This is a genomic window from Sediminispirochaeta smaragdinae DSM 11293 (assembly GCF_000143985.1).
GTDB lineage: Bacteria > Spirochaetota > Spirochaetia > DSM-16054 > Sediminispirochaetaceae > Sediminispirochaeta > Sediminispirochaeta smaragdinae.
The window spans coordinates 203009-223283 of sequence record NC_014364.1; the positions used below are offsets into that span (position 1 = coordinate 203009).

Annotated in this window: 19 protein-coding genes; 16 read left to right on the forward strand and 3 right to left on the reverse strand. The window is 49.3% G+C overall.

Features of this window, described 5'->3' with window-relative positions:
- The first annotated feature begins 26 nt into the window (after nucleotides 1-26).
- From SPIRS_RS01020 to SPIRS_RS01050, 7 genes are all read left to right on the forward strand, one after another.
- Complete coding sequence (locus tag SPIRS_RS01020; RefSeq protein WP_013252821.1) at nucleotides 27-1079, forward strand: NAD-dependent epimerase/dehydratase family protein; 1053 nt, start codon at nucleotides 27-29, stop codon at nucleotides 1077-1079.
- Between the two features lie 11 nt (nucleotides 1080-1090).
- Entirely contained in the window at nucleotides 1091-2149 is a 1059-nt protein-coding gene (locus tag SPIRS_RS01025) for a dihydrodipicolinate synthase family protein (protein ID WP_013252822.1), read from the forward strand.
- Between the two features lie 12 nt (nucleotides 2150-2161).
- Nucleotides 2162-3373: an NRAMP family divalent metal transporter gene (locus SPIRS_RS01030; protein WP_013252823.1), complete on the forward strand. Its 1212-nt coding sequence runs from the start codon at nucleotides 2162-2164 to the stop codon at nucleotides 3371-3373.
- 93 nt (nucleotides 3374-3466) lie between these two features.
- Nucleotides 3467-4066, forward strand: coding sequence for a TetR/AcrR family transcriptional regulator (locus SPIRS_RS01035; RefSeq protein WP_245537658.1), 600 nt, complete (start codon nucleotides 3467-3469; stop codon nucleotides 4064-4066).
- A 9-nt stretch (nucleotides 4067-4075) separates the two neighbouring features.
- A complete protein-coding gene (gene argE, locus SPIRS_RS01040) occupies nucleotides 4076-5269 on the forward strand; it encodes an acetylornithine deacetylase (RefSeq protein WP_245537659.1) in 1194 nt (397 codons plus the stop codon).
- Between the two features lie 88 nt (nucleotides 5270-5357).
- Nucleotides 5358-6437, forward strand: coding sequence for a hypothetical protein (locus SPIRS_RS01045; RefSeq protein ID WP_245537660.1), 1080 nt, complete (start codon nucleotides 5358-5360; stop codon nucleotides 6435-6437).
- Nucleotides 6430-8097 carry an ankyrin repeat domain-containing protein gene (locus SPIRS_RS01050; protein WP_013252827.1) on the forward strand — a complete coding sequence of 556 codons (1668 nt, stop codon included), beginning with the start codon at nucleotides 6430-6432 and terminating at the stop codon, nucleotides 8095-8097. Before SPIRS_RS01045 ends, SPIRS_RS01050 begins: the two co-directional genes overlap by 8 nt.
- Here the strand turns inward: SPIRS_RS01050 and SPIRS_RS22805 are convergent.
- The gene (locus SPIRS_RS22805; protein ID WP_013252828.1) at nucleotides 8007-8270 is read right to left on the reverse strand and encodes a FeoC-like transcriptional regulator; all 264 of its coding nucleotides are present in this window, start codon (nucleotides 8268-8270) and stop codon (nucleotides 8007-8009) included. The two genes, SPIRS_RS01050 and SPIRS_RS22805, sit on opposite strands and share 91 nt — an antisense overlap.
- 56 nt (nucleotides 8271-8326) lie before the next feature.
- On the opposite strand from SPIRS_RS22805, the gene SPIRS_RS01055 reads away from it, so the two are divergent.
- Nucleotides 8327-8818: a YkgJ family cysteine cluster protein gene (locus SPIRS_RS01055; protein WP_013252829.1), complete on the forward strand. Its 492-nt coding sequence runs from the start codon at nucleotides 8327-8329 to the stop codon at nucleotides 8816-8818.
- Here SPIRS_RS01055 and SPIRS_RS01060 read toward each other — a convergent pair.
- Entirely contained in the window at nucleotides 8815-9915 is a 1101-nt protein-coding gene (locus SPIRS_RS01060; protein WP_013252830.1) for an adenylate/guanylate cyclase domain-containing protein, read from the reverse strand. The genes SPIRS_RS01055 and SPIRS_RS01060 overlap by 4 nt on opposite strands.
- Before the next feature lie 72 nt (nucleotides 9916-9987).
- Here SPIRS_RS01060 and SPIRS_RS01065 point away from each other — a divergent pair, with 72 nt between their 5' ends.
- Genes SPIRS_RS01065 through gpmI form a run of 4 tightly spaced genes read left to right on the forward strand, consistent with a single transcriptional unit; the run spans nucleotide 9988 to nucleotide 14672 of the window.
- Nucleotides 9988-10242 (forward strand): hypothetical protein, encoded by a 255-nt coding sequence (locus SPIRS_RS01065; RefSeq protein WP_013252831.1) that lies wholly within the window; start codon nucleotides 9988-9990, stop codon nucleotides 10240-10242.
- A gap of 2 nt (nucleotides 10243-10244) precedes the next feature.
- Complete coding sequence (locus SPIRS_RS01070; protein WP_013252832.1) at nucleotides 10245-12023, forward strand: aminopeptidase P family protein; 1779 nt, start codon at nucleotides 10245-10247, stop codon at nucleotides 12021-12023.
- Between the two features lie 2 nt (nucleotides 12024-12025).
- On the forward strand, nucleotides 12026-12982 hold the full coding sequence (locus SPIRS_RS01075) for a cation diffusion facilitator family transporter (protein ID WP_013252833.1): 957 nt from the start codon (nucleotides 12026-12028) through the stop codon (nucleotides 12980-12982).
- A gap of 37 nt (nucleotides 12983-13019) precedes the next feature.
- Nucleotides 13020-14672, forward strand: a complete 1653-nt coding sequence (gene gpmI / locus SPIRS_RS01080) for a 2,3-bisphosphoglycerate-independent phosphoglycerate mutase (protein WP_013252834.1) — start codon at nucleotides 13020-13022, stop codon at nucleotides 14670-14672.
- A 50-nt stretch (nucleotides 14673-14722) separates the two neighbouring features.
- On the opposite strand, the gene SPIRS_RS01085 is transcribed toward gpmI, so the two are convergent.
- Entirely contained in the window at nucleotides 14723-15487 is a 765-nt protein-coding gene (locus tag SPIRS_RS01085; RefSeq protein ID WP_013252835.1) for a DeoR/GlpR family DNA-binding transcription regulator, read from the reverse strand.
- Nucleotides 15488-15699: 212 nt separating this feature from the next.
- Here SPIRS_RS01085 and SPIRS_RS01090 point away from each other — a divergent pair, with 212 nt between their 5' ends.
- The 4 genes from SPIRS_RS01090 to SPIRS_RS01105 all read left to right on the forward strand — a co-directional run bounded on the left by SPIRS_RS01090 (nucleotide 15700) and on the right by SPIRS_RS01105 (nucleotide 20266).
- Entirely contained in the window at nucleotides 15700-16692 is a 993-nt protein-coding gene (locus tag SPIRS_RS01090) for an autoinducer 2 ABC transporter substrate-binding protein (protein ID WP_013252836.1), read from the forward strand.
- A 75-nt stretch (nucleotides 16693-16767) separates the two neighbouring features.
- Nucleotides 16768-18270 carry a sugar ABC transporter ATP-binding protein gene (locus SPIRS_RS01095; protein ID WP_013252837.1) on the forward strand — a complete coding sequence of 501 codons (1503 nt, stop codon included), beginning with the start codon at nucleotides 16768-16770 and terminating at the stop codon, nucleotides 18268-18270.
- An 11-nt stretch (nucleotides 18271-18281) separates the two neighbouring features.
- Nucleotides 18282-19289, forward strand: coding sequence for an ABC transporter permease (locus SPIRS_RS01100; protein ID WP_013252838.1), 1008 nt, complete (start codon nucleotides 18282-18284; stop codon nucleotides 19287-19289).
- On the forward strand, nucleotides 19289-20266 hold the full coding sequence (locus SPIRS_RS01105) for an ABC transporter permease (RefSeq protein ID WP_013252839.1): 978 nt from the start codon (nucleotides 19289-19291) through the stop codon (nucleotides 20264-20266). The genes SPIRS_RS01100 and SPIRS_RS01105 overlap by 1 nt, the downstream gene beginning before the upstream one ends.
- The last annotated feature ends 9 nt before the right edge of the window (nucleotides 20267-20275 follow it).

Here is a 20275-nt window from a genome sequence, read left to right on the forward strand (position 1 = left end):
AACTAGTTGGTTGGAGAGTAATACTTATGTCGTATCTGAAAAGGGAAAGGCTCCCTGAATACATTGAATCCGAAGAGGAGCTGGATGACCTCATGAGTCTGCCGTCGAAGCAGCTTATCGACTTTCAAAAAAATTTGGAGGGCGACCTCATAATTCTGGGGGTCGGGGGCAAGATTGGTGTTCAGTTGGCACTGGCTGCAAAAAAGGCATCTATAGCTGCAGCCGTGCCGAGGCGGATCATAGGGGTCTCACGTTTTAGTAATCCGGAGAAAAGGACACAACTTGAAGAAAAGGGGATAGAGACCATCAGTTGTGATCTTTCCGATCCTGTTGCGGTAAAGCAACTTCCCGACGCAAAAAACGTTGTGTTTATGGTCGGGAGAAAGTTCGGGACCTGCGGCTCGGAAGAAGAAACCTGGGCAATGAACACCCTTGTTCCCGATTATGTATCAAGGCGCTATGCCAATAGTGCTATTGTCGTCTACTCAACAGGAAATGTATACGGCCTGGTTCCCGTCAATTGCGGCGGTTCTATAGAGGCCGATACCCTTCATCCCCAAGGAGAATATGCAATAAGCGCCCTCGGCCGGGAGCGGATTTTCCAGTATTACAGCAAAAAGAATGAAACACCGATCTCCATTTTGCGCCTCAACTATGCAATTGACCTTCGCTACGGTGTACTGCGGGAGATTGGAGAAAAGGTGAAAAACCAGGAGGTCATAGACCTTTCCATGGGAAACGTAAACGTAATATGGCAGGGAGACGTCATCAACCAAACCCTGCTTTCCTTTGCTCACTGCACATCACCAGCGAATATCATCAATATTACCGGGCCTGAAACAGTCTCTATCAGGTATGTTGCAGGACGTTTTAGCCGACTTTTCAATAAACCATTAAGGCTTGAGGGGGAGGAGAGCGGCACCGCCTTACTGAACAATGCTTCGTATGCCGCTTCTCTTTTTGGTTACCCTCATGTGAGTCTTCTGACAATGGTGAAATGGATTGCCCATTGGCTGGAGATCGGGGGGACTTCCCTTGATAAACCGACCCATTTTGCCTCCCGAAACGGGATATTCTAGGAGCATACCTTATGAATATGAAAGAAATTCGTCGTCTGCTCTTCCAGGGAATGGCAATTCCGGCAATTCCCCTTGCCTTGCATGAAGATGGTACATTTGATCCCTTGCATCAACGCGCCCTGCTCCGCTACTACATCGATTCCGGGGTAGGAGGAATTGCGGCTGCAGTCCATACCACGCAGTTTGAAATTCGAGAACGGCCTGACTTTTTTAGGGACTTCCTCACCTTCGTTTCCGGGGAAATCTCTTCTTACGCTGCAAAAAAAGGACGGCAAATACTAAAAATCGGTGGTGTTTGTGGGAATACGAAGGCTGCTGTTTCGGAGGCCGGACTTCTCAGAGAAAAAGGCTTCGATCTTGGACTTCTTAGTCTTGCGACATTCAAGGGAAAGAGCCCCGACAGCATCCTTGAACATTGCAGAAAGGTTGCAAAAGAGATCCCTTTGTTCGGATTTTATCTGCAGCCTGCGGTTGGCGGCATTCCCCTGTCTCGCGATTTCTGGAAAGACTTTGCGTCGATTCCCAATGTGCTTGGCATTAAGGTGGCGCCCTTCAACCGATATAAAACCCTCGATGTCGTTCAGGGGGTCTCGGAGGCAGGGCGCGGCCATGAGGTCGCTTTGTACACGGGAAACGATGATAGCATTATTTTCGATCTGCTTTCATCCTACCCGTGTTCAGGGGAAGAGGGGAGAGCGCTACGCTTTTCCGGTGGTCTGTTGGGACACTGGTGTGTCTGGACCAGCAAGGCGGTGGAACTACTTGAGGAGATCAAGAAGCTTAGGGCAAAAGGATCGGATATCCCTTTTGAGCTGCTGGAACGGGCTCAAAAGATTACCGATGCAAATGCCGCGATTTTCGATGCACAGAACGATTTCGCCGGGGTAATCCCAGGGGTCCACGAGATCCTTCGCCGGCAGGGACTTCTTGAATCGAGACGTTGTCTTGATCCTTCTTTGGAACTATCACCATCCCAGATGGGAGAGATCGAAAGGGTGATTGGTGCATATCCTGAACTTCAGGATGATGCGTTTATATCGTTACATATTGACCAATGGCTAACAAACTAAAAGGGGGAATCTATGGATAAAAAGGGAAAAGGGATATCACAATTGGCCTTCCTGCTTGGTCCGGGGGTGATAACAGCTGCCACGGTCCTTGGCCCGGGAAGCATCACGGTAAGCAGCAAATCCGGCGCGCTGATGGAATATAGCGTGCTTTGGGCGGTCGTCATCGCAGGAATTTTCATGGCGACATTTACCAGAATGGCTGCAAGGATCGGTTGTCTGAATGATGATTCACTCTTAAACATCGTCAGGACAAAACAGCATCCTGTTCTGGCAGTCGTGGTCGGTTTGAGTGTGTTTCTTATTGCGGGGGGCTTCCAGACAGGGAACAATATCGGTGTCGGCCTTGCAATGGATGCAATGTTCGGTGGTGGTATCATGCTGTGGGCACCGGTTTTTACCATTATTGCTCTTCTCTTTATTTGGATATCGCGGGATTTTTACAAGCTGCTCGAAAAGGTGATGATGACCTTGGTTGTGATTATGATTGTCGCCTTCATAGCGAACGTCTTTATGGCTGGTCCCAGTGTTGGAAAGATAGCCTTAGGGCTTGTTCCTTCTCAGCCTAAAATATGGGGCCTCGTCATTGCCATCTCCGCAACAAGTTTTAGCATTGCAGCTGCCGCATATCAGGCCTACCTGGTACAGGGAAAGGGATGGAGTGCTGCGTTTCTAAAAAAAGCACAGCGAGATGCGACCATAGGAATCGTCATTTTGTGTGGTCTGGCGGCCCTTATCATGATTACATCGGCGGCGGTTCTTGCACCGCGGGGTATCGGGGTCAAGAGCGCCGTTGACATGGCAATCCAGCTTGAGCCTCTGTTGGGGCCTTTGGCAAAATGGCTTTTCCTCTTTGGCCTTTTGGCAGCCTCCTTTTCTTCCTTTATCTCGAATGCCGTTCTCGGCGGTATGTTTCTCTCCGACGGCTTCGGCCTTGGTAAAAGCCTCAACGACATCTCCGTGAAGGTATTTACAACGGTACTTCTGCTTTTCAGCACCACCCTTGCCGTGATACTGAAGACGAACCCCATAGAGGTGCTCGTGGTTGCCCAGGCCTCGACAATTCTGGGAGGGCCGTTGGTTGCCATCGTGCTCCTGCTTCTTGGAAACAACAAAGATGTGTTGCAGGAGCATACCAACAAGCCTGTTACCAATGTCATCGCCGTGTTGGCGATCCTCTGGATAAGTTATCTCTCCTATAACCAATTGATGGCCTTCATTGGTTGAGTTAGAATGCTGTCGGGATTAGCATCTAAAGAGCAATACGTACCGGTATTGCTCTTTCTTCCAATGCTAAAATTTGAATCCGATGGGATTGTCATGCAAAAACGGAGCAGGGACACAAAGGAACGTATTTTCAAGGCCGCGGTAGAGGAATTTGCCAAGTCGGGGTTTCACGGTGCACGTGTAGATAATATTGCGAAAAAGGCTAAGAGCAATAAGGAACGCATCTATGCCTATTTCGGCAGCAAAGAAGACCTTTTCATCGAGGTATGGAAGCGTACCTATATGCTTATTATCGAGGTTGATGAACAGTTTATGGACCTAACCGATGAGGATATCCCATCCCTCACCGGAATCATATTGAAACGGTATGTGCATTTCCATCAGGAACATTCGGAATTCTGGAAGATCTTCGTGTGGGAAAATATGCTTGATGGAAAACATACGGAAAAGGTAAAGGGATTCAAAGAAAGGCCTTATAAACATTTGCGTAGACTCTATGCAAGGGGGCAGGAGCTGGGATTCTTCTCCCGTGAGGTCTCTTTCGAGACCTATATGTTCGTCATCACTGCCGTTTCGTTTTTCTATGCTTCGAATAGGTGCACCATGAGCCAGTCCCTCTCGATAAACCTCACCAACAATGATGTTGTTGAGGGGATGATTGAAGAAGCAACAAAGATGCTTAATGGAAAATGATATATGATCATGGAACAACAATTGGAAAAGATCTCCCAGGAGGCGGTGCGCATTCTGTCGGATCTTGTTTCCTTCAGAAGTGTAAGCGGTTCGGATAATGAGGATATCATCACATACATTGCCGATTACCTTATCTCATACGGATTATCCCCCAAGCGGATCTCCGCCGGTCGTTCGCACAGTAATAATCTTTTCGTAACCATAGGGGAAAGCCGGGATGGTGGAGTGCTGCTTTCCGGGCACACCGATATTGTCCCCGCATCTGGCGCAGGCTGGGATTCGGATCCCTTTGTACTGAGCCCCCGCCAGGTGTGTGGGGAAGAGATGCTGTATGGACGGGGTGCCTGCGATATGAAGGGCTTTCTTGCCGCTATTCTCGCGTTGGTTCCACGCTGGATCGAAAAACGATTGGGCTGCAATAAGGAGCCGATTCATCTTGCCTTTACCTATGATGAGGAGATCGGATGCATTGGCGTCGACGATCTTATCGCCGAATTAGGTTCGTGCCTCCCCCGTCCAGATGCGGTGCTTGTTGGAGAGCCTACCTTGCTGCGGCCCGCAGACGGACATAAAAGCGCATCACGCTATATCACCACGGTTAAAGGTGTATCCACCCACTCCAGTCGTCCTGCCTCCGGGGTAAACGCCATCTATGGGGCAAATCATCTTATTGCCGAACTTCAAAGATTCGCCGGGGAGATACAAAGCCGGAGTTCCCGGGATCCGGAAGCCCGGCGTTTCGATCCCCCCTATTCAACCATTTCCCTTGGGACCATTCATGGGGGAACGGCAATCAACGTCGTGGCAGAGCAGTGTGAATTGGGGTGGGAGGCACGGGCCCTTCCCTGGGAGGATCCTCAGCAATACCTGCGACACATTGAAGACTTTTCCCGCCACCTGTCAGAGACACTCCCTGACGGAAAGAAATTGGTGTTTACCCATCGGCTCGACTCCTTTCTTCCCGGGCTTAGCCCGAAGGCCTCTAAGGCATATGGCTATTATCAAGCCATGATGGTCGCAGGTAACAAAATCCCCCAACCTACTACAACCGTCGCGTTTGGTACCGAGGCGGGGAAGTATGACCAGGCCGGGATTCCCGCCTTGATCTGGGGACCGGGGTCGATTGACAGGGCCCACGGGAAGAATGAATACATCGAGAAACAACAACTTGTTGACTGCTGTGCTCTGCTGTCGAAGCTCTGATAGAAATAGATAAAATTTGAAAAAGTCCGTTTGTAAGGGTACCTATACCTGTTACACTTAGCATATGGAAAAGAAAAGCAGAATCATCTTGTTGATTGGGTTGGGACTTTTTTTGTGTCTTTGCTCACCTCTTTTTGCCGATCCCGGACTGGAGGCCCTGTACAAGGAACATTTCGATACCCTTGTTACTTCCGTCTACCCTCTTTTTGATGTGAGATTCTTTCCTTCTGGTGCGTTGGAGGATTCTTTTTCGCCTTTAGAGGAGCAACGGGCTCAAGAACTTTTTTCGGTTCTGGACGACTACCTCGATAAAGACGAGGATCCCCATCCCTATCTGATAGACGCCCGCGATTACGGTACGAAAGCCTTTGCTGAAGGGGCTTTTTCAATTGGTACCTATGCTGCCGGGGATGATTTCCCATCGCTTTTTCCCGTCATTGAGCCGAAATTCACCCCTGATGGCAATGATGCCATGATTCGCCTTGCCCTCTCGAAGCGGGCATTCGATGAGGAAGGCGTAGCGACCGCTGTTGCCGTCGCACAGTTTGCAAATCTTTTGAAGCAATTCTACGACGCCAACCACAATAGCATCGTCCAGTTTATTAACGGAAGAAACCTTTCCGAGGAGTTTCTTTACATGCGTGACGCCTTGATGGTGCAGGATTCTGTCATCGAATTTTACCTTGATGCTTCGGATAAAACCCTGGAGGGCGCCGAATTTTTTCTCGCCGATTCCTTTTTTCGGGATCAGATGGACAGCGTCATGATGCTCGGCTACGGTATTGATCAGCGGATGATGAAATTCCTTGATACCCGTTACCAGGTCCTGCTTTCCCAACAGGAAAACTTTGAATCGTTTATCGACGGTTTTGACCAGATGATACAGGGGGCCGAGGACAATGCTCCGGACCCCGAACAAGGTAGTGAGTTTGATCTTTTGATCTACCGAAACAGGGTGGCAACCATGTGGATCTTTCAGGGGTGGTATCTTGCCCTGCTTCCCGGTCGTTTCCCCGTCTATGACGCCCCGGAACCAATCAAGATGAAGCTGTCTGCGCTTTTGCGCCGCTGGGAGGGGATGGAGGATGATATCCTTGCTTCCGAAGCGATGTTGACCCAGAAGCGTACCGAGTTTGTCGCCAGGATCATGGAGCCTGCCGATGGTTGAGCTGCAAAGAGGGGCTGCCGTGGCGCTCCTTCTTCTTTGCTTTTCCGGCTGGGGCTTTTCGCTTCCCGAGGATCATCGTCCCTCTCTCTTGTCGATGGAGGAACTCTCCCAAGCAGCATTACAGGTGCATGATCGCTATGAGATTCCCTACCCTCCCCTTGCCGACATAACCCTTCTGTACGATGGGGCCCGTGTCCGCGCCTGGATTGAGGCCTGTAATGAAGGAAAGGCCCAGCCCATGCCGCGTCGCTGGTTTACCGGGACGGGAACCGGATTCTCCTCAATGATCTATATGTCGTGTGTCTCCTTTCTCACTGGGAAGGGGTGGGCACTTGCCGAATCCGCCTTTGAAAAAAGGTTGGGCAATGATTCTGTTAACGAAAGAAATAGGGCGATCCTAAACGCCTTTCTTGCGATTGACAACCAGGAAGAAATGAAAGAGGCGGCGCCTCGCTTTTTTCCCTTTTCTATGTTTCTGAAACGCCGTGAATTGGGTGACGGTGTTTCGATTATGCTGCCCGATGTTGCCTGGAAGCTCCTGCCTTCAGGATCGACCCCCTTGGCTCGGACCTTGGTATATGGGGATGAGGGATTTCTTCGGGGGCTAGGATATGATCGAAAACGGGTCGGTCCGGGCTATGATATTCGCCGGGATCCGATTGCCATGGCAAGCTGTATCAAGGTCCGTATGGAGAAGGCGATCAATGGCAACGGTACCTATCTCCCTCTGCGACCGGGAATGCCGTTTGCCATTGCAAAAAAGGTCGCCGTGGGAGATTTCTTTGCCGATACCATCTGGTTTCAGCCCTTTATCTCTGCTCCCGATGGTGTAGAGACCGGTGCAGAAGGGCGGCTTTATTTCAAACAGGGGAATCAGCTCTTCGTTGTATCGCTTTTTTCCATGGTTGATTCCTCTCATCCCGCAGCAGATGGGGACCTCCTGTTGGGCGAAGCGGCTTCGCTCCTTTCCACGCTACAATTTCCAGCGGAGGATACTCTTTTGGACTCCCATCGTTTGGCAGCTCTTTCTGATTTGCTCCATGCTGGAGATGTATCGCTATTACGACCGGAACTTCAAACTATCGTAAGAGAGACCGGTAGCATTCACTTCCCCGACTCCCATGGCGAACCCTTTTGGCATAAGATTTTCCTCGATTTCGATCGGGATGATCCGCGGCGGGAAGCGCTATTGAAGCTTTTTATTTCTCTTGGGATAAATCCCGATGCCTCTGGTCCTTCGGGAAAACGGGCTGTCGACTATGTTGTTGAGCAGGGGGATGCTGGACTGCTGGAGGATGTACTGCTTGCACGGGCTCATGGGGATTACCTGACCAAGGATGGTTCCTCTCCATTAATTGAGGCCGCTTCAGGTGGTGATGTTTGGTGTGTTCTTACCCTGCTTCGGGCCGGAGTGAATGTGGATTTGCCGGATATACGGGGAAGGAGTGCCCTTCATTGGGCGGCACGGCATGATTACCTTGCTGTTGCGAAATTGCTGTTGGAAAAGGGGGCTTCTCCCGAAAGCCGGGATATTGCAGGCAAGAGTCCTCTCGACCTCTCTCCTGCCTTTCAGGATATGAGGCGTTCGCCCTTGTTTGTTATGGTCCAGAAGTTTTGCGGCAGTCCGACATGGGCAAAGGTACAGCCCGAGGAGCAGTGAGTACAGGCTCCGCTGCAGCGGGCAAGGGCGTCGCGTTGCAAGTACCCGAGTCGTTCCAATTCAGTGAGGAGCATTTCGATCATTGCCACCGTAGTTTCTTGCTTTTCGGCGATGGATGCTTTATCAACCCTTCCCTCTTCTTTAATCTGTTGTAATATGGAGCGATATTGCATGACACCTTCCTATTATGATCAAGATAGTAAAAAAAGCGCCGGAGGAAAAGGGTGTGATGGATCCTGAATACCGTATCTTGATCCAAACGGCGGAAAGTCGTGGTCGTCTTTATCGGGACCTTGTACGGAAACTGCGGCGCGTGGCACCGAAAGAATTGGCGGCGGTTATGCAGGAACTTCACGATGAAGCTTTCCGGCGCATCGACTGCCTTAAGTGTGCACATTGCTGTGCCGTAGTTGGTCCGCGACTTACTGATACCGATATACAGCGGTTGGGAAAAGCGCTTTCCATGAAGCCTTCGGCATTTGAAGATACATATCTTATCAGGGACGAGGATGGGGATCTTGTATTTCGTGAACATCCCTGCCCGTTTTTGCTGGCGGATAATCGTTGTCTCCTTTACGATCGGCGGCCAAAGGCGTGCAGGGAGTATCCGCATACCGACGACAAACACGCCAGGGGTTTACTCAAAATTTCTCTCGTAAACACACGCTTCTGCCCAATTGTTGCATTGGTGTTTCAGGGACTGGAGGAGCGCTACGGTTAGGACTTATCCTGAGGCGCCAGGAGCTTCGATCTGAGAAACGAAAATGCATTGTAGACGGTGATCTTCGAATCTCTGCCGCGCAGTTCGGTTTCACTTTTACAGGACTCAGGTAAGGTGATACCGATGCGTGTTCTGGTCTCCTCACTGATAACGATACCGCCGGCAGGTGCTATATGTTCGAGACGGCTTGCGGTATTGACCGTATCGCCGATCAAGGTATTGTCGTAACGATCATGGCCACCTACATTTCCGCGGATGATAGGCCCCGAATGGATACCCACACGGAATTCTACAGGGGAATGTTCCTGGTTTTTTCGTTGCAGGTTAATCTGTTCCAGCTCATCCTGCATTGCCGTCATGGCTGTGACGGCCTCTTTAGCCTTTGTAAAAACGGCGAAAAAAGCATCTCCAATATATTTGTCGATATCACCATGGTTTTGATAGATATGTTTTGCTGCGACTTCAAAGACCGTATTCAGGATAGAGACGACCTGCCTCGGTTCCATATGCTGGGTCATAGCCGTGAAGCCCTTGATGTCGGCAAATACGATGGTGAGGTCCAATTCTTCTTCCGGAATGGATATCTTCTGTTCGTGTGCAAAGGTTTTGGCGATATCCCAGATTGTTTTTGGAATATAGTTCTTGATCAGATCAAGAAGAATAAAATCACTGATCGCCTTTTCATGGAGGTCGCCGACCTGTTTCATCATGTTACGGTACATGACATTCATGACAATAAGAGGACGTATCCTCTGCGGAAGACAATGTATATCGGTGTAGACGATATGTGCATCGAAACCACTGTCGTACACCTCATTGATAAGCTTTGTTTCATTTCCTTTGATGATGAGGAGAATAGGGACATGACGAAACATCTCATCCTGCTTCATCTCTTTCAACAGGGCGACGGTTCCTGTCATCTCCGACTGTGCAACGATACAATCGACCCCGCCGCCGCCATAGAATATCTCTTCTGCGGCGGCTTCTGTTTCTACCTTTACCACATCAAAATCACCAATCTTATGTTCTGCAAGATATCTTCTGATTTTTGTGGTATCAATTGGTAAGTTGGAAACAATAAGAATCGTACCTTCCATGTCGGAGATGGTATCATACTTCCGGTGGAAAATTCATCTTTTCTCGGATACAATCGAAAAAAAGGAGAGAACATGAAACGTTTTATTCTGTCGCTGCTGATTGGTGCACTGGCTGGCCTTGTCGCAGGTTATTTTGTTTTTGGAAAAAGCGGGGTGACCGGAAGTTATGTGCCGGTGGATCAACTCTTCGGGGGGGCCAAGAATGCTCTTGTCTCTTTAAGTCGGGCGGTAACCGGGCTTGACCACATTCGAAATGAAATCTTGCTTTCCGGATTGTTCGGGGCAAGTATGGGTGTACATATCGGTTCCATCGGAAGGAGACGGTAGCCATGAATAATCCTGTTCTCCCGCGGCTTTCCGCTCTGCGAAGGGAGATGGAGGAGAGGGCATTGCAGGCTGTTGTCTTTTTCGGTACCGACCCTCACCAAAGTGAATACGCCGCGCCCCGTTGGAAAGATCGGCTCTGGATGAGCGGTTTTAGCGGTTCCGCCGGGACGGTCGTTGTTACCGAAACAGAGGCTGCGCTCTGGACCGACAGTCGCTACTGGCTTCAGGCCACGGACCAACTTGACGGCAGCGGTATTGTTTTGATGGCCGATGGTGACCCTTCCGTCCCTTCTCTCCCCGACTGGCTGATTTCAAAACTTAGTCCAGGAGCTCGGGTCGGTGTGGATTATCAAACCCTTTCCGTTGCCTCTGAGCGCCGGCTTTCCCATATCCTGGGCACCAAGGGAATAGCCCTCGTTTCATTCGAATCTCTCCTTAACGACCTTTGGACCGATCGCCCAGCCCGACCCTGTGAGCCCTTGTATGCCATCGACCTCCACTATGTGGGTAAATCGAGGGATCAGAAGATTACACTCTTGCGTGATGCCGCAAAGAATGTCGGTGCGGATGCCATGTTTCTTTCTGCTCTCGATGAGATTGCCTGGCTTCTCAACCTTCGGGGAAATGATATCGCATACAATCCGTTTTTCTTTTCCTATTTGCTGATTCGGGAAACGGATACCCTCCTTTTTGCAGATATTCATGCTGTTTCGAAAGAACTGGAAGAGCTGCTTGCAGAGGAGCACATTACCTTGAAGGCGTATGAGGCAGTCGGTGAGATGCTTCGGGAGTTCGAGGGCACGCTTTTCGTCGACCCTGCCTCTTTTTCGATGGCCTTGAAGGGTGCGCTTTCGCCTGGGGTTAGAATTGTAGAGGAACAGAGTCCCGTTGCCGCTTTGAAGGCCAGAAAGGAAGCGGTAGAGGTGGAAGGCTTTCGCCATGCCCTTCGTAAGGACGGGGTTGCTTTGGTTCGCTTCTGGATGCGACTTGAACGGATGCTCGAACGAGGGGACGGAGACGAAATTTCCGTGGCTTCGCTTTTGTATGAGGAGCGAAGTCGAATGCCGGGATTTGTGGGAGAAAGCTTTGCCCCGATTGTGGGCTTTGCCGAGCATGGTGCGGTTGTTCATTATAGCGCGACCAAAGAGAGTGCAATTCCCGTCACGGGAAGGGGGCTGTTGCTCATCGATTCCGGGGGCCAGTATATTGAAGGCACCACCGATATCACCAGGGTCTTTGCCGTCGGAAAGGCGACAGAGGAAGAGATATTTGATTATACAACGGTCTTAAAAGCCCACATCTCCCTTGCAACCGCGATCTTTCCGATAGGTACCGTCGGCACAAGGCTCGATGCCATGGCTCGGCGACCGATGTGGGAAGCCGGTTTGAACTATGGGCATGGAACAGGCCACGGGGTTGGTGCATTCCTTGGGGTGCATGAAGGCCCTCAATCGATTTCAACCAAGTTGCTGCCTGTCCCTATAGAGCCGGGCATGGTCTGTTCCAACGAGCCGGGAGTATACCGGGAAGGAAAGCACGGGATTCGGATCGAAAATCTAATTCTGGCTGTGGAAAAGTTTAACACACCGTTCGGGCGCTTTTTGGGCTTTGAAACCCTGACTCCCTTTCCCTTTGAGTGTAAGCTTATCGATGTTTCTCTTCTTACCGAAGGGGAACGGCAATGGGTCGATCGCTATCACGCTTGGGTTTTCGAGCTTCTATCTTCGGAGCTCAATCCGCAGGAGCGATCGTTTCTTGCCGCTAAGACGGGAGTTGTCTGACTATGAAAGAGAAGGGGCGAAAACCCAGCGATTTTCGTATCCGCATGATCAGGCGGGCGAGCTGGGTCGGCATTTTGGGTAACGGTTTGCTTTCCGCCTTGAAAGTAACCGTTGGTTTTTTTTCCGGAAGCCTTGCCCTTGTCGGGGATGGTATCGATTCGGCGACGGATGTTGTTACCTCTTTTGTATCGCTCCTCACCGCTGGGATTGTTGAGCGTCCTCCCGACAATGAGCATCCCTACGGCCATGCCAGGGCCGAGACCGTGGCTACAAAGATTCTCGGCTTTCTCATTTTCTTTGCCGGAGCCCAGCTTGCTCTTTCGACGCTTCGTTCTCTTTTCTCCGGCGTTTCACGTCCCTTACCTGAATTCCCCGCAGCCATGGTTGCTTTGGTCTCGGTTGTGGGAAAATCCCTCCTTGCCTTTTACAAGCTGCGGGTCGGCAGGACCATCGACAGCCCTATGCTTATTGCCGATGCCCGTAATATGACCGGAGATGTGGTGATCAGCCTCGGTGTGTTTGCCGGTATCGGAGCGACCTTGCTCTCCGGTATTGCTTTTCTTGATTCGATTATCGCCCTTCTTGTGAGCCTTTGGATCATGAAGGTTGCCTTTTCGATCTTCATGGAAGCGGGGGATGAATTGATGGATGGTCTCGATAATCCCGATCTGTATCGACGTCTCTTTGATGCGGTTGGAACCGTGAAAGGAGCCGGCAACCCTCATAAGGCACGTATCAGAAAGCTTGGGAATGCCTGCATTGTTGATCTCGATATTGAGGTCGACGGAGCGATTTCCGTTGCCGAGGGGCACGAAATTGCCAGAGAGGTTGAGAGGGCAATACATCTGCAGCTGAAGAATGTCTACGATGTGCAGGTTCATGTCGAACCCTTGGGGAATCTGGAAAAGAAAGAACGATTCGGTCTGTCCCGCCAAAGCCTTGAAACCTCTGGAAAATAGTAAGATATTACAGGAAACAGAACAAGGAGCAGGATCTATGGTAGAAGCTTTGAAAGCTAATCCGGCCTTTTCGGGGAGAAAGGGTCCGGTTGTTTTGGTAATTATGGACGGAGTCGGTTTTGGGAAGTATACGGAAGGAGATGCCGTTGCAGCGGCCCATACCGAGGTTTTGGACGAATTGATGGCGTCCTACCCTATGACGAAGTTAAAGGCCCACGGAATCGCCGTAGGCCTTCCCAGTGATGATGATATGGGAAATAGTGAGGTCGGTCACAATGCCATCGGCGCGGGCCGTGTCTTTGCTCAAGGTGCAAAACGTGTAAACGGGGCCATTGAATCGGGAGAGATGTTTACCGGTGAGACGTGGAAGAAGTTGACGGAGAATGTCAAAAAGAGCGGAGGAAGTCTTCATTTCCTTGGATTGTTGTCCGACGGTAATGTACACAGCCACATCAATCATCTGAAAGCAATGGTTGCCCGGGCAAAAGAGGACGGCGTAAAACGAGTTAGGGTCCACGCGTTACTTGACGGAAGGGATGTAGGAGAAACCAGCGCGCTGGACTATTTTGATCCCTTTGCCGATTATCTTGCTTCCCTTTCCGACGGTGGCTTTGACGCAAAGATCGCCTCGGGCGGCGGAAGGATGAAGATCACCATGGATCGCTACAACGCCGACTGGGAGATGGTCCACCGCGGCTGGCAGATCCATGTTCTGGGAGAAGGGCGACAGTTTGCCAATGCCCATGAAGCCATCGAGACCCTTCGCAAGGAAACCGGTGCTATCGATCAGGACCTTCCTCCCTTTGTGATCGCAGAAGGGGGAAAGGCTGTTGGAACCGTTGAAGACGGCGACAGCTTTATCCTTTTCAATTTCAGAGGAGATCGTGCGCTTGAGATCACCAAGGCCTTTGAAGCCGGCGACGACTTTTCCGAATTCGACCGTGTCAGGGTTCCGAATGTCGAATATGCCGGGATGATGGAGTATGATGGTGATCTTCATGTTCCGAAACAGTATCTTGTCTCCCCTCCCTCTATCGATAAAACCATGGCCGAGTATCTCGCAGCTTCGGGAGTGAAGATGTTCTCCATAAGCGAGACCCAGAAGTTCGGTCACGTCACCTATTTCTTTAACGGAAACAGAAGCGGTAAATTCAGCGAAGAGTTGGAAGAGTATGTGGAAATTCCCTCTGATCGGGTTCCCTTCGAAGAACGCCCCTGGATGAAGGCTGCCGAAATCACCGACCGGGTCATTGAAGAGATTGAGAAGGGTAGCTATCGCTTTATCAAATTGAACTATCCGAATGGTGATATGGTCGGCCATACCGGCATCTATGAAGCGGTCCTCTGTTCCATGGAAGCCTTGGATCTCTCCCTTGGGCGTTTGAAAAAGGCGGTTGAAAAGGCCGGTGGGGTGATGGTCATCTCGGCTGATCACGGCAACAGCGACGATATGTTCGAACACGACAAAAAAAGCGGTGCCGTTAAAACGAAAGCGAATGGAAAACCCCAGGCAAAGACAAGCCACAGTCTCAATCCCGTTCCCTGTATAGTCTACGATCCCGGTTATAAGGGAGAGTATGCAAAGGAACTGCGTTCCGGTCTGGGGATTTCAAGCCTTGCAGCGACCTGCATCGAACTCCTTGGCTTTCAGGCCCCTGAAGATTACGATACGAGTGTTTTTACCTGGTGATATTCACTTTTTACGTAAGCATGATATGGCGGACCGTTGTCCGCCATTTTTTATTCGATATAGAGCGTTTTTTCCAATCGTGCAATTTCCTTTCTGAATTCCGGAGGAAGGCCTTCATCGGTAATAATGATATCAAAATCGGAAAGGTCGGAAAAATAACCATTCTGTATTTCACCAAATTTTGATGAGTCGGCGACTAAGATCGTCGTGAGGGATGATTTTAGTGCGATCCGTTTCGTTGTGCTTTCGAAAAAATTAGAACAGGTAATCCCCAGCTTTGCACTGATCCCACTGGCGGTAACGAACGCTTTTTTTGCCCGGTTACGTTTAATCAGACTAAGCCCCTCTTCGCTTTCAAAGACCATAGAACTTCCGTGATAACAGCCGCCGGTAAGGATTAGAGTACAGTTTTCACGCTTGCTAACCACTGTTGCAATATTAAGCGCATAGCAGATTATCGTAATAGGCCTGTCTTTAGGCAGAAATTCGGCAATGAGCTCACCGGTCGAACCTGCGTCTATAATAATGATGTCGTCGGCTTCGACGAGGGATGCTGCCTTTTTTGCGATCTTTTTTTTCGCTTCAAGCATGTGCGTCCTGGCTTTGATAATTGAGTAGTGATCTCCCTGCCCAGACTCCTGATAGATGACTCCTCCATGGATGATTTTAATTGGCTGATTCTCGATAAGTTTCTCGAGATCCCTTCTAATGGTCATATGGGAAACCTCAAAGTGCTCGGCAAGCTCTTGAATCGTCGCCGAACGGCTGTTTTTCAGATAGTCGATGAGATGTCCGCGCCGTAGGCTGCTGTTCATGCCATATAGTATACACGAAAAGGGCGACTCGATAAAGGATGTTTGATGTTATTATAACACAATGATGTGAACTATAGATAAAAACTGTCATATACCAAAGCACATAATAAAATATTTCTTGACCTAAGGAATATAGCGTTCTAAAATTAACAATCAATGTTAAAAAAGTAACATAAATATGACCTGATTTTTCAGGTATACAAGGAGGAGCCATGAAGAAGATCGTTCTTATTATCGTGATCGTTCTTGTACTGTTGCCGTTGCATCTCTTCGCCGGTGGGCAAAAAGATGCCGCAGACGCGAATAAGTACGAGATTGTGACAGTCGTAAAGATCACGGGAATTCCTTGGTTCAATCGTCTTGAAGAAGGAGTTGATGCGGCTGCCAAAGATCTTGACGTGAATGCTTACCAAATTGGACCATCCGATGCAGACCCTGCTCAGCAGGTCAAGATGGTGGAAGACTTGATAAGTAAAGGCGTTGATGCCATCTGCATTACACCAAATGATGCTACCGCTCTCGAACCTGTGTTCCAGAAGGCTAAAGAGAAGGGCATATTAATCCTGACCCATGAATCACCGGATCAGGCGGGTAAGGATGTCGATATCGAGCTTATCGATAATGTGGAATTTGGTCGCCATACCTGGGATATGCTTGTTAAATACATGGGTGATAAAGGGCAATACGCCATTTTTGTAGGCGGCCTTACCGTCCCCCTTCACAACCTTTGGGCAGATGAAGGCCTTAAATATGCAAAGGAGCACTACCCTGGGCTCGAGCTGGTAACCAGCCGGATTCCCTGCGGTGAGGACCAGGAACTTGCCAAGCAAAAGACGCTTGAGCTGCTGAAAACTTATCCGGATTTGAAGGGTATCATCGGTTTCGGAAGTCTGGGACCTCCGGGAGCTGCTCAGGCCTTGAAGGAAAAAGGCCTGGCTGGAAAGGTTGCCGTTGTCGGAAACGTCATTCCCGGACATGCTGCGCCCTATTTGAAGGACGGATCCATGAGCCATGGTGTTCTCTGGGATCCGAAGGATGCCGGCTACTCTCTGACTTACGTGGCAAAGTATCTTCTTGACGGCGGTAGCCTTGCCGACTTGAAAGAGATTCCCGGAATCGGTGCCGTTGTAGTGGATGGGGATGTTATCAAGGTTGATGCCATGGCTGATATCACAAAGGAAAATGTTGACAGTTTCGGTTTCTGATTTGGTCGGCTGTTTTTCTTATTACCGGCGCCGTATTCTGCGACGCCGGTTTTTACAAGCGAAAGTAGAGGAGTTATGGAAACACTTTTTCTTTCAATGAAGCAGATTACAAAAGTGTATGCTGGGGTTCGTGCTCTGGACGGGGTAGATTTTTCCATCGCTCGCGGGGAAATACATTGTCTGGCTGGTACGAATGGTTCGGGAAAGTCGACATTAGTTAAGATTATTTCCGGAGTTGTAGCTCCCGAAGCGGGAGCGGAAATCATCATGGATGGAGAACTGCTGGATCAGCATACCTCTCGGACGGCCATTAGTCATGGTGTAGAGGTAATCTATCAGGACCTTTCGCTTTTTCCGAATTTAACAGTGGCGGAAAATATTGCTGTGAGTAGCAATATTGCCCAACGGCGATATCTCATGGATTGGAAGCGTGCCGAAACGACGGCCACAAAGGCCATGAACAGGATTGGGATTTCTATTCCTTTGGATGCCAGAGTAGGTGAACTCTCCATGGCGGACCAGCAGTTGGTGGCTATTTGCAGGGCTCTTACTGGTGATGTTCGGTTGTTGATTATGGATGAACCTACTACAGCCCTGACGAAGAAGGAGATTGATGCCCTTTTGCGTGTTGTTATTGAGCTAAAAAATAAGGGGATTGCCAGCCTGTTTATTAGTCATAAACTTAACGAAGTAATGCAGATTGCCGAACGCGTCACAGTTCTCAGAGACGGAACATTAATCGGTACATACGACGGCAAAACAATTGATGATAAAAAATTAGAATTTCTTATGACAGGAGAGACCTCTGTGTATGAGCCCTATCATGTATCTCCTGACCGTAATGGGAAACCCATTCTTCGACTGGAAAATTTTTCCAGGAACCATAGTTTTTGTAATGTAAGTCTGGAAGTCTATTCAGGAGAAATAGTCGGCATAACAGGGCTTTTAGGTTCTGGAAGGAGTGAACTTGCTCTTTCTATTTTCGGCTTTCATCCTGCAGACTCGGGACGGATGGAGATGAACGGTGAGGAGGTTTCGATTGATTCGGTTGAAACTGCCAAACACCACGGAATTGCTTATGTGCCGGAAGATCGGATCCATCAGGGACTGGTAATGGATCAGTCGGTTTCCAGAAACCTGGTGGCGACCGTTATCGATCGTCTTCAGGGGAAAACTTCACTTATCGATACAAAAAAACTGCATGAGACCGTTGCCTATTGGGTTGAGACGCTAAAAATCAAAGTGCCTTCCCTGGATGCACCGGTAAAGACCCTATCCGGCGGGAATCAGCAGCGGATTGTTCTCGGAAAATGGATAGCTACCGAACCCCGACTCTTTATTCTTGATAACCCGACCGTCGGTATAGATGTTTCCGCAAAAAGCAGTATCCATAAGACGATAAAAAAACTGGCACGGGAGGGAATGGGTGTCATCATCATTTCAGATGAGATTTCCGAGGTGCTGAACAATTGTTCGAGAATTTTAGTGATGCATAAAGGGCGTATTATCGGGTCCTTTGATACAACCGAGGCCAGTGAAGAAGAGATTCAGGCCTTCATCGAATCGCAAAGTATATAGGGATGACGAGTATGAAACGTTTCATGAAAACCCATGAATTCCATGTATTGGTGGTTGTTCTTATTCTCTCTGCTGCCATCACCGCGGTAAATCCGAATTTTCTTACCTTGGAGAATGGATTTGATCTTTTGAAAAGCTATTCTTTTATGGGTGTTCTGGCCATCGGGATTCTTTTTGTTCTGATCTCCGGAGGGATCGATATTTCATTTGCTGCCACGGCAACCGTTGCTGAGTATGTGATGGCGGTAGTGAGTATCAAGTTGGGCGGAAATATGATTACATCATTGCTCCTTGCCACTCTGGTAGGTCTCCTGCTGGGAGCCTTTAACGGCTTTCTCATCTCAAAGTTCAAGATTGCCCCTATCATAACGACCATTGCCACCATGAATTTTTACTATGGAATCCTTACGGTGATAACCGGCGGGAAGTGGATCTATGCCCTTCCCGAATGGTTTCGCGCCTTCGCCGATATTAGGGTTTTTACCCTTGTTTCCAGGGCTGGAACGCCCTATGGGCTTTCCGTCATTACCCTTTTCTGGGCAGTGATTACCGTTTTGGCTTTTTTTCTCCTCCGTTATACAATGCTTGGTCGGGGTATCTACGCCATTGGCGGGGATATAGGCTCGGCCGAACGGGTCGGTTTCCCTGTGAGACGGCTTCAGATTTTTGTTTATTCCTTTATGGGCATGATGGCCGGGATTGCCGGTGTAATTCAGGCGTTGCTTGTACAAACCGTTGCACCGAACTCCATAGTCGGAAAGGAGTTGGATGTTATTGCCGCGGTTGTGCTTGGCGGAGCAAGCCTTTCCGGTGGTTTCGGGAGTGTCGGTGGAACCCTGTTGGGAGTTTTTCTTATTGCCGTCGTCAAAAACGGAATGACCCTCGTCAAGATCCCGGCCGTTTGGTACGACGTCTTTATCGGTGCGGTTATTCTCATTAGTGTTGGATTTACCTCTTGGCAAGGGAAAAAAGGATATCACCAGGCCGTTATCGATATCGAAAAAGAGGAGGCCGCATAATGAAACGGAAAGAATTGCGGGTTTTGACCATTATCATGGTTCTCTCTTTTGTGTTTATGACGGTGCTCAATCCTCGAGATTTTCTGCGAGCCGGAAACTTCCAGGGTATGGCTTTTCAGCTTCCTGAGTTGGGGGTTCTGTCGCTTGCCATGATGATCGTTATGCTTACGGGTGGTATAAATCTTTCCATTATCGCTACTGCCGATCTCGCCGGTATTGTTGCTGCGATGATTCTTACGATTCCGAAGTTTGGCGGAGTTCAAGCTCCCGGATGGCTGGTTATGCTTGCTCTTGTAGGGGCAATTGCAGCCGCATTACTCGTTGGGTTGTTAAACGGAGTATTAATTGCTTATATCGGTGTTGCTCCCATTCTTACCACTTTGGGTACAATGACCCTTATAAACGGTATAACTATCGTTTTAACAAAGGGGTATGTCATCTCCGGTTTTCCGCCAGCGGTTCGCTTTATCGGAAACGGGATGCTTTTGGGAATCCCGTTTCCACTTCTTCTTTTTGGGCTGCTCGCAGTCGTTATGGCCATTTTCTTGAATCGTACACCAACCGGATTTAATATTTACATGTACGGTTCGAATGATGTTGCTACTCACTTTTATGGTGGGAACAATGCCGGTATCATCTTGCGGACGTATCTTGTTTCCGGGCTGCTTTCCGGGTTTGCGGCTCTTATCATGATAAGCCGTTTTAATTCTGCCAAGGCAGGTTACGGTGCTTCTTATTTGCTTGTAACCATTCTTGCCGCTGTCCTTGGCGGGGTTAGTAGCGAGGGAGGTTTTGGACGGGTTTCCGGGCTTATCCTCTCGCTTGTTACATTACAGATTATATCCAGCGGCCTCAATCTACTAAGGGTAAGCTCGTTTATGACCATTGCAATCTGGGGTTTCGTAATGATTTTGGTAATGGTCGTAAATTACTACAGTGATAAGCGCAGGGAACGACTGCTGCGGACTCAAGGATGAAAGGAGCCT

What these genes read in the sequence shown, in the direction of transcription:
- SPIRS_RS01020 (WP_013252821.1), top strand. Translation starts at nt 27, where the DNA reads ATGTCGTATCTGAAAAGGGAAAGGCTCCCTGAATACATTGAATCCGAA.
- SPIRS_RS01025 (WP_013252822.1), top strand. Translation starts at nt 1,091, where the DNA reads ATGAATATGAAAGAAATTCGTCGTCTGCTCTTCCAGGGAATGGCAATT.
- SPIRS_RS01030 (WP_013252823.1), top strand. Translation starts at nt 2,162, where the DNA reads ATGGATAAAAAGGGAAAAGGGATATCACAATTGGCCTTCCTGCTTGGT.
- SPIRS_RS01035 (WP_245537658.1), top strand. Translation starts at nt 3,467, where the DNA reads ATGCAAAAACGGAGCAGGGACACAAAGGAACGTATTTTCAAGGCCGCG.
- argE (WP_245537659.1), top strand. Translation starts at nt 4,076, where the DNA reads ATGGAACAACAATTGGAAAAGATCTCCCAGGAGGCGGTGCGCATTCTG.
- SPIRS_RS01050 (WP_013252827.1), top strand. Translation starts at nt 6,430, where the DNA reads ATGGTTGAGCTGCAAAGAGGGGCTGCCGTGGCGCTCCTTCTTCTTTGC.
- SPIRS_RS22805 (WP_013252828.1), bottom strand. Translation starts at nt 8,270, where the DNA reads ATGCAATATCGCTCCATATTACAACAGATTAAAGAAGAGGGAAGGGTT.
- SPIRS_RS01055 (WP_013252829.1), top strand. Translation starts at nt 8,327, where the DNA reads ATGGATCCTGAATACCGTATCTTGATCCAAACGGCGGAAAGTCGTGGT.
- SPIRS_RS01060 (WP_013252830.1), bottom strand. Translation starts at nt 9,915, where the DNA reads ATGGAAGGTACGATTCTTATTGTTTCCAACTTACCAATTGATACCACA.
- SPIRS_RS01065 (WP_013252831.1), top strand. Translation starts at nt 9,988, where the DNA reads ATGAAACGTTTTATTCTGTCGCTGCTGATTGGTGCACTGGCTGGCCTT.
- SPIRS_RS01070 (WP_013252832.1), top strand. Translation starts at nt 10,245, where the DNA reads ATGAATAATCCTGTTCTCCCGCGGCTTTCCGCTCTGCGAAGGGAGATG.
- SPIRS_RS01075 (WP_013252833.1), top strand. Translation starts at nt 12,026, where the DNA reads ATGAAAGAGAAGGGGCGAAAACCCAGCGATTTTCGTATCCGCATGATC.
- gpmI (WP_013252834.1), top strand. Translation starts at nt 13,020, where the DNA reads ATGGTAGAAGCTTTGAAAGCTAATCCGGCCTTTTCGGGGAGAAAGGGT.
- SPIRS_RS01085 (WP_013252835.1), bottom strand. Translation starts at nt 15,487, where the DNA reads ATGAACAGCAGCCTACGGCGCGGACATCTCATCGACTATCTGAAAAAC.
- SPIRS_RS01090 (WP_013252836.1), top strand. Translation starts at nt 15,700, where the DNA reads ATGAAGAAGATCGTTCTTATTATCGTGATCGTTCTTGTACTGTTGCCG.
- SPIRS_RS01095 (WP_013252837.1), top strand. Translation starts at nt 16,768, where the DNA reads ATGGAAACACTTTTTCTTTCAATGAAGCAGATTACAAAAGTGTATGCT.
- SPIRS_RS01100 (WP_013252838.1), top strand. Translation starts at nt 18,282, where the DNA reads ATGAAACGTTTCATGAAAACCCATGAATTCCATGTATTGGTGGTTGTT.
- SPIRS_RS01105 (WP_013252839.1), top strand. Translation starts at nt 19,289, where the DNA reads ATGAAACGGAAAGAATTGCGGGTTTTGACCATTATCATGGTTCTCTCT.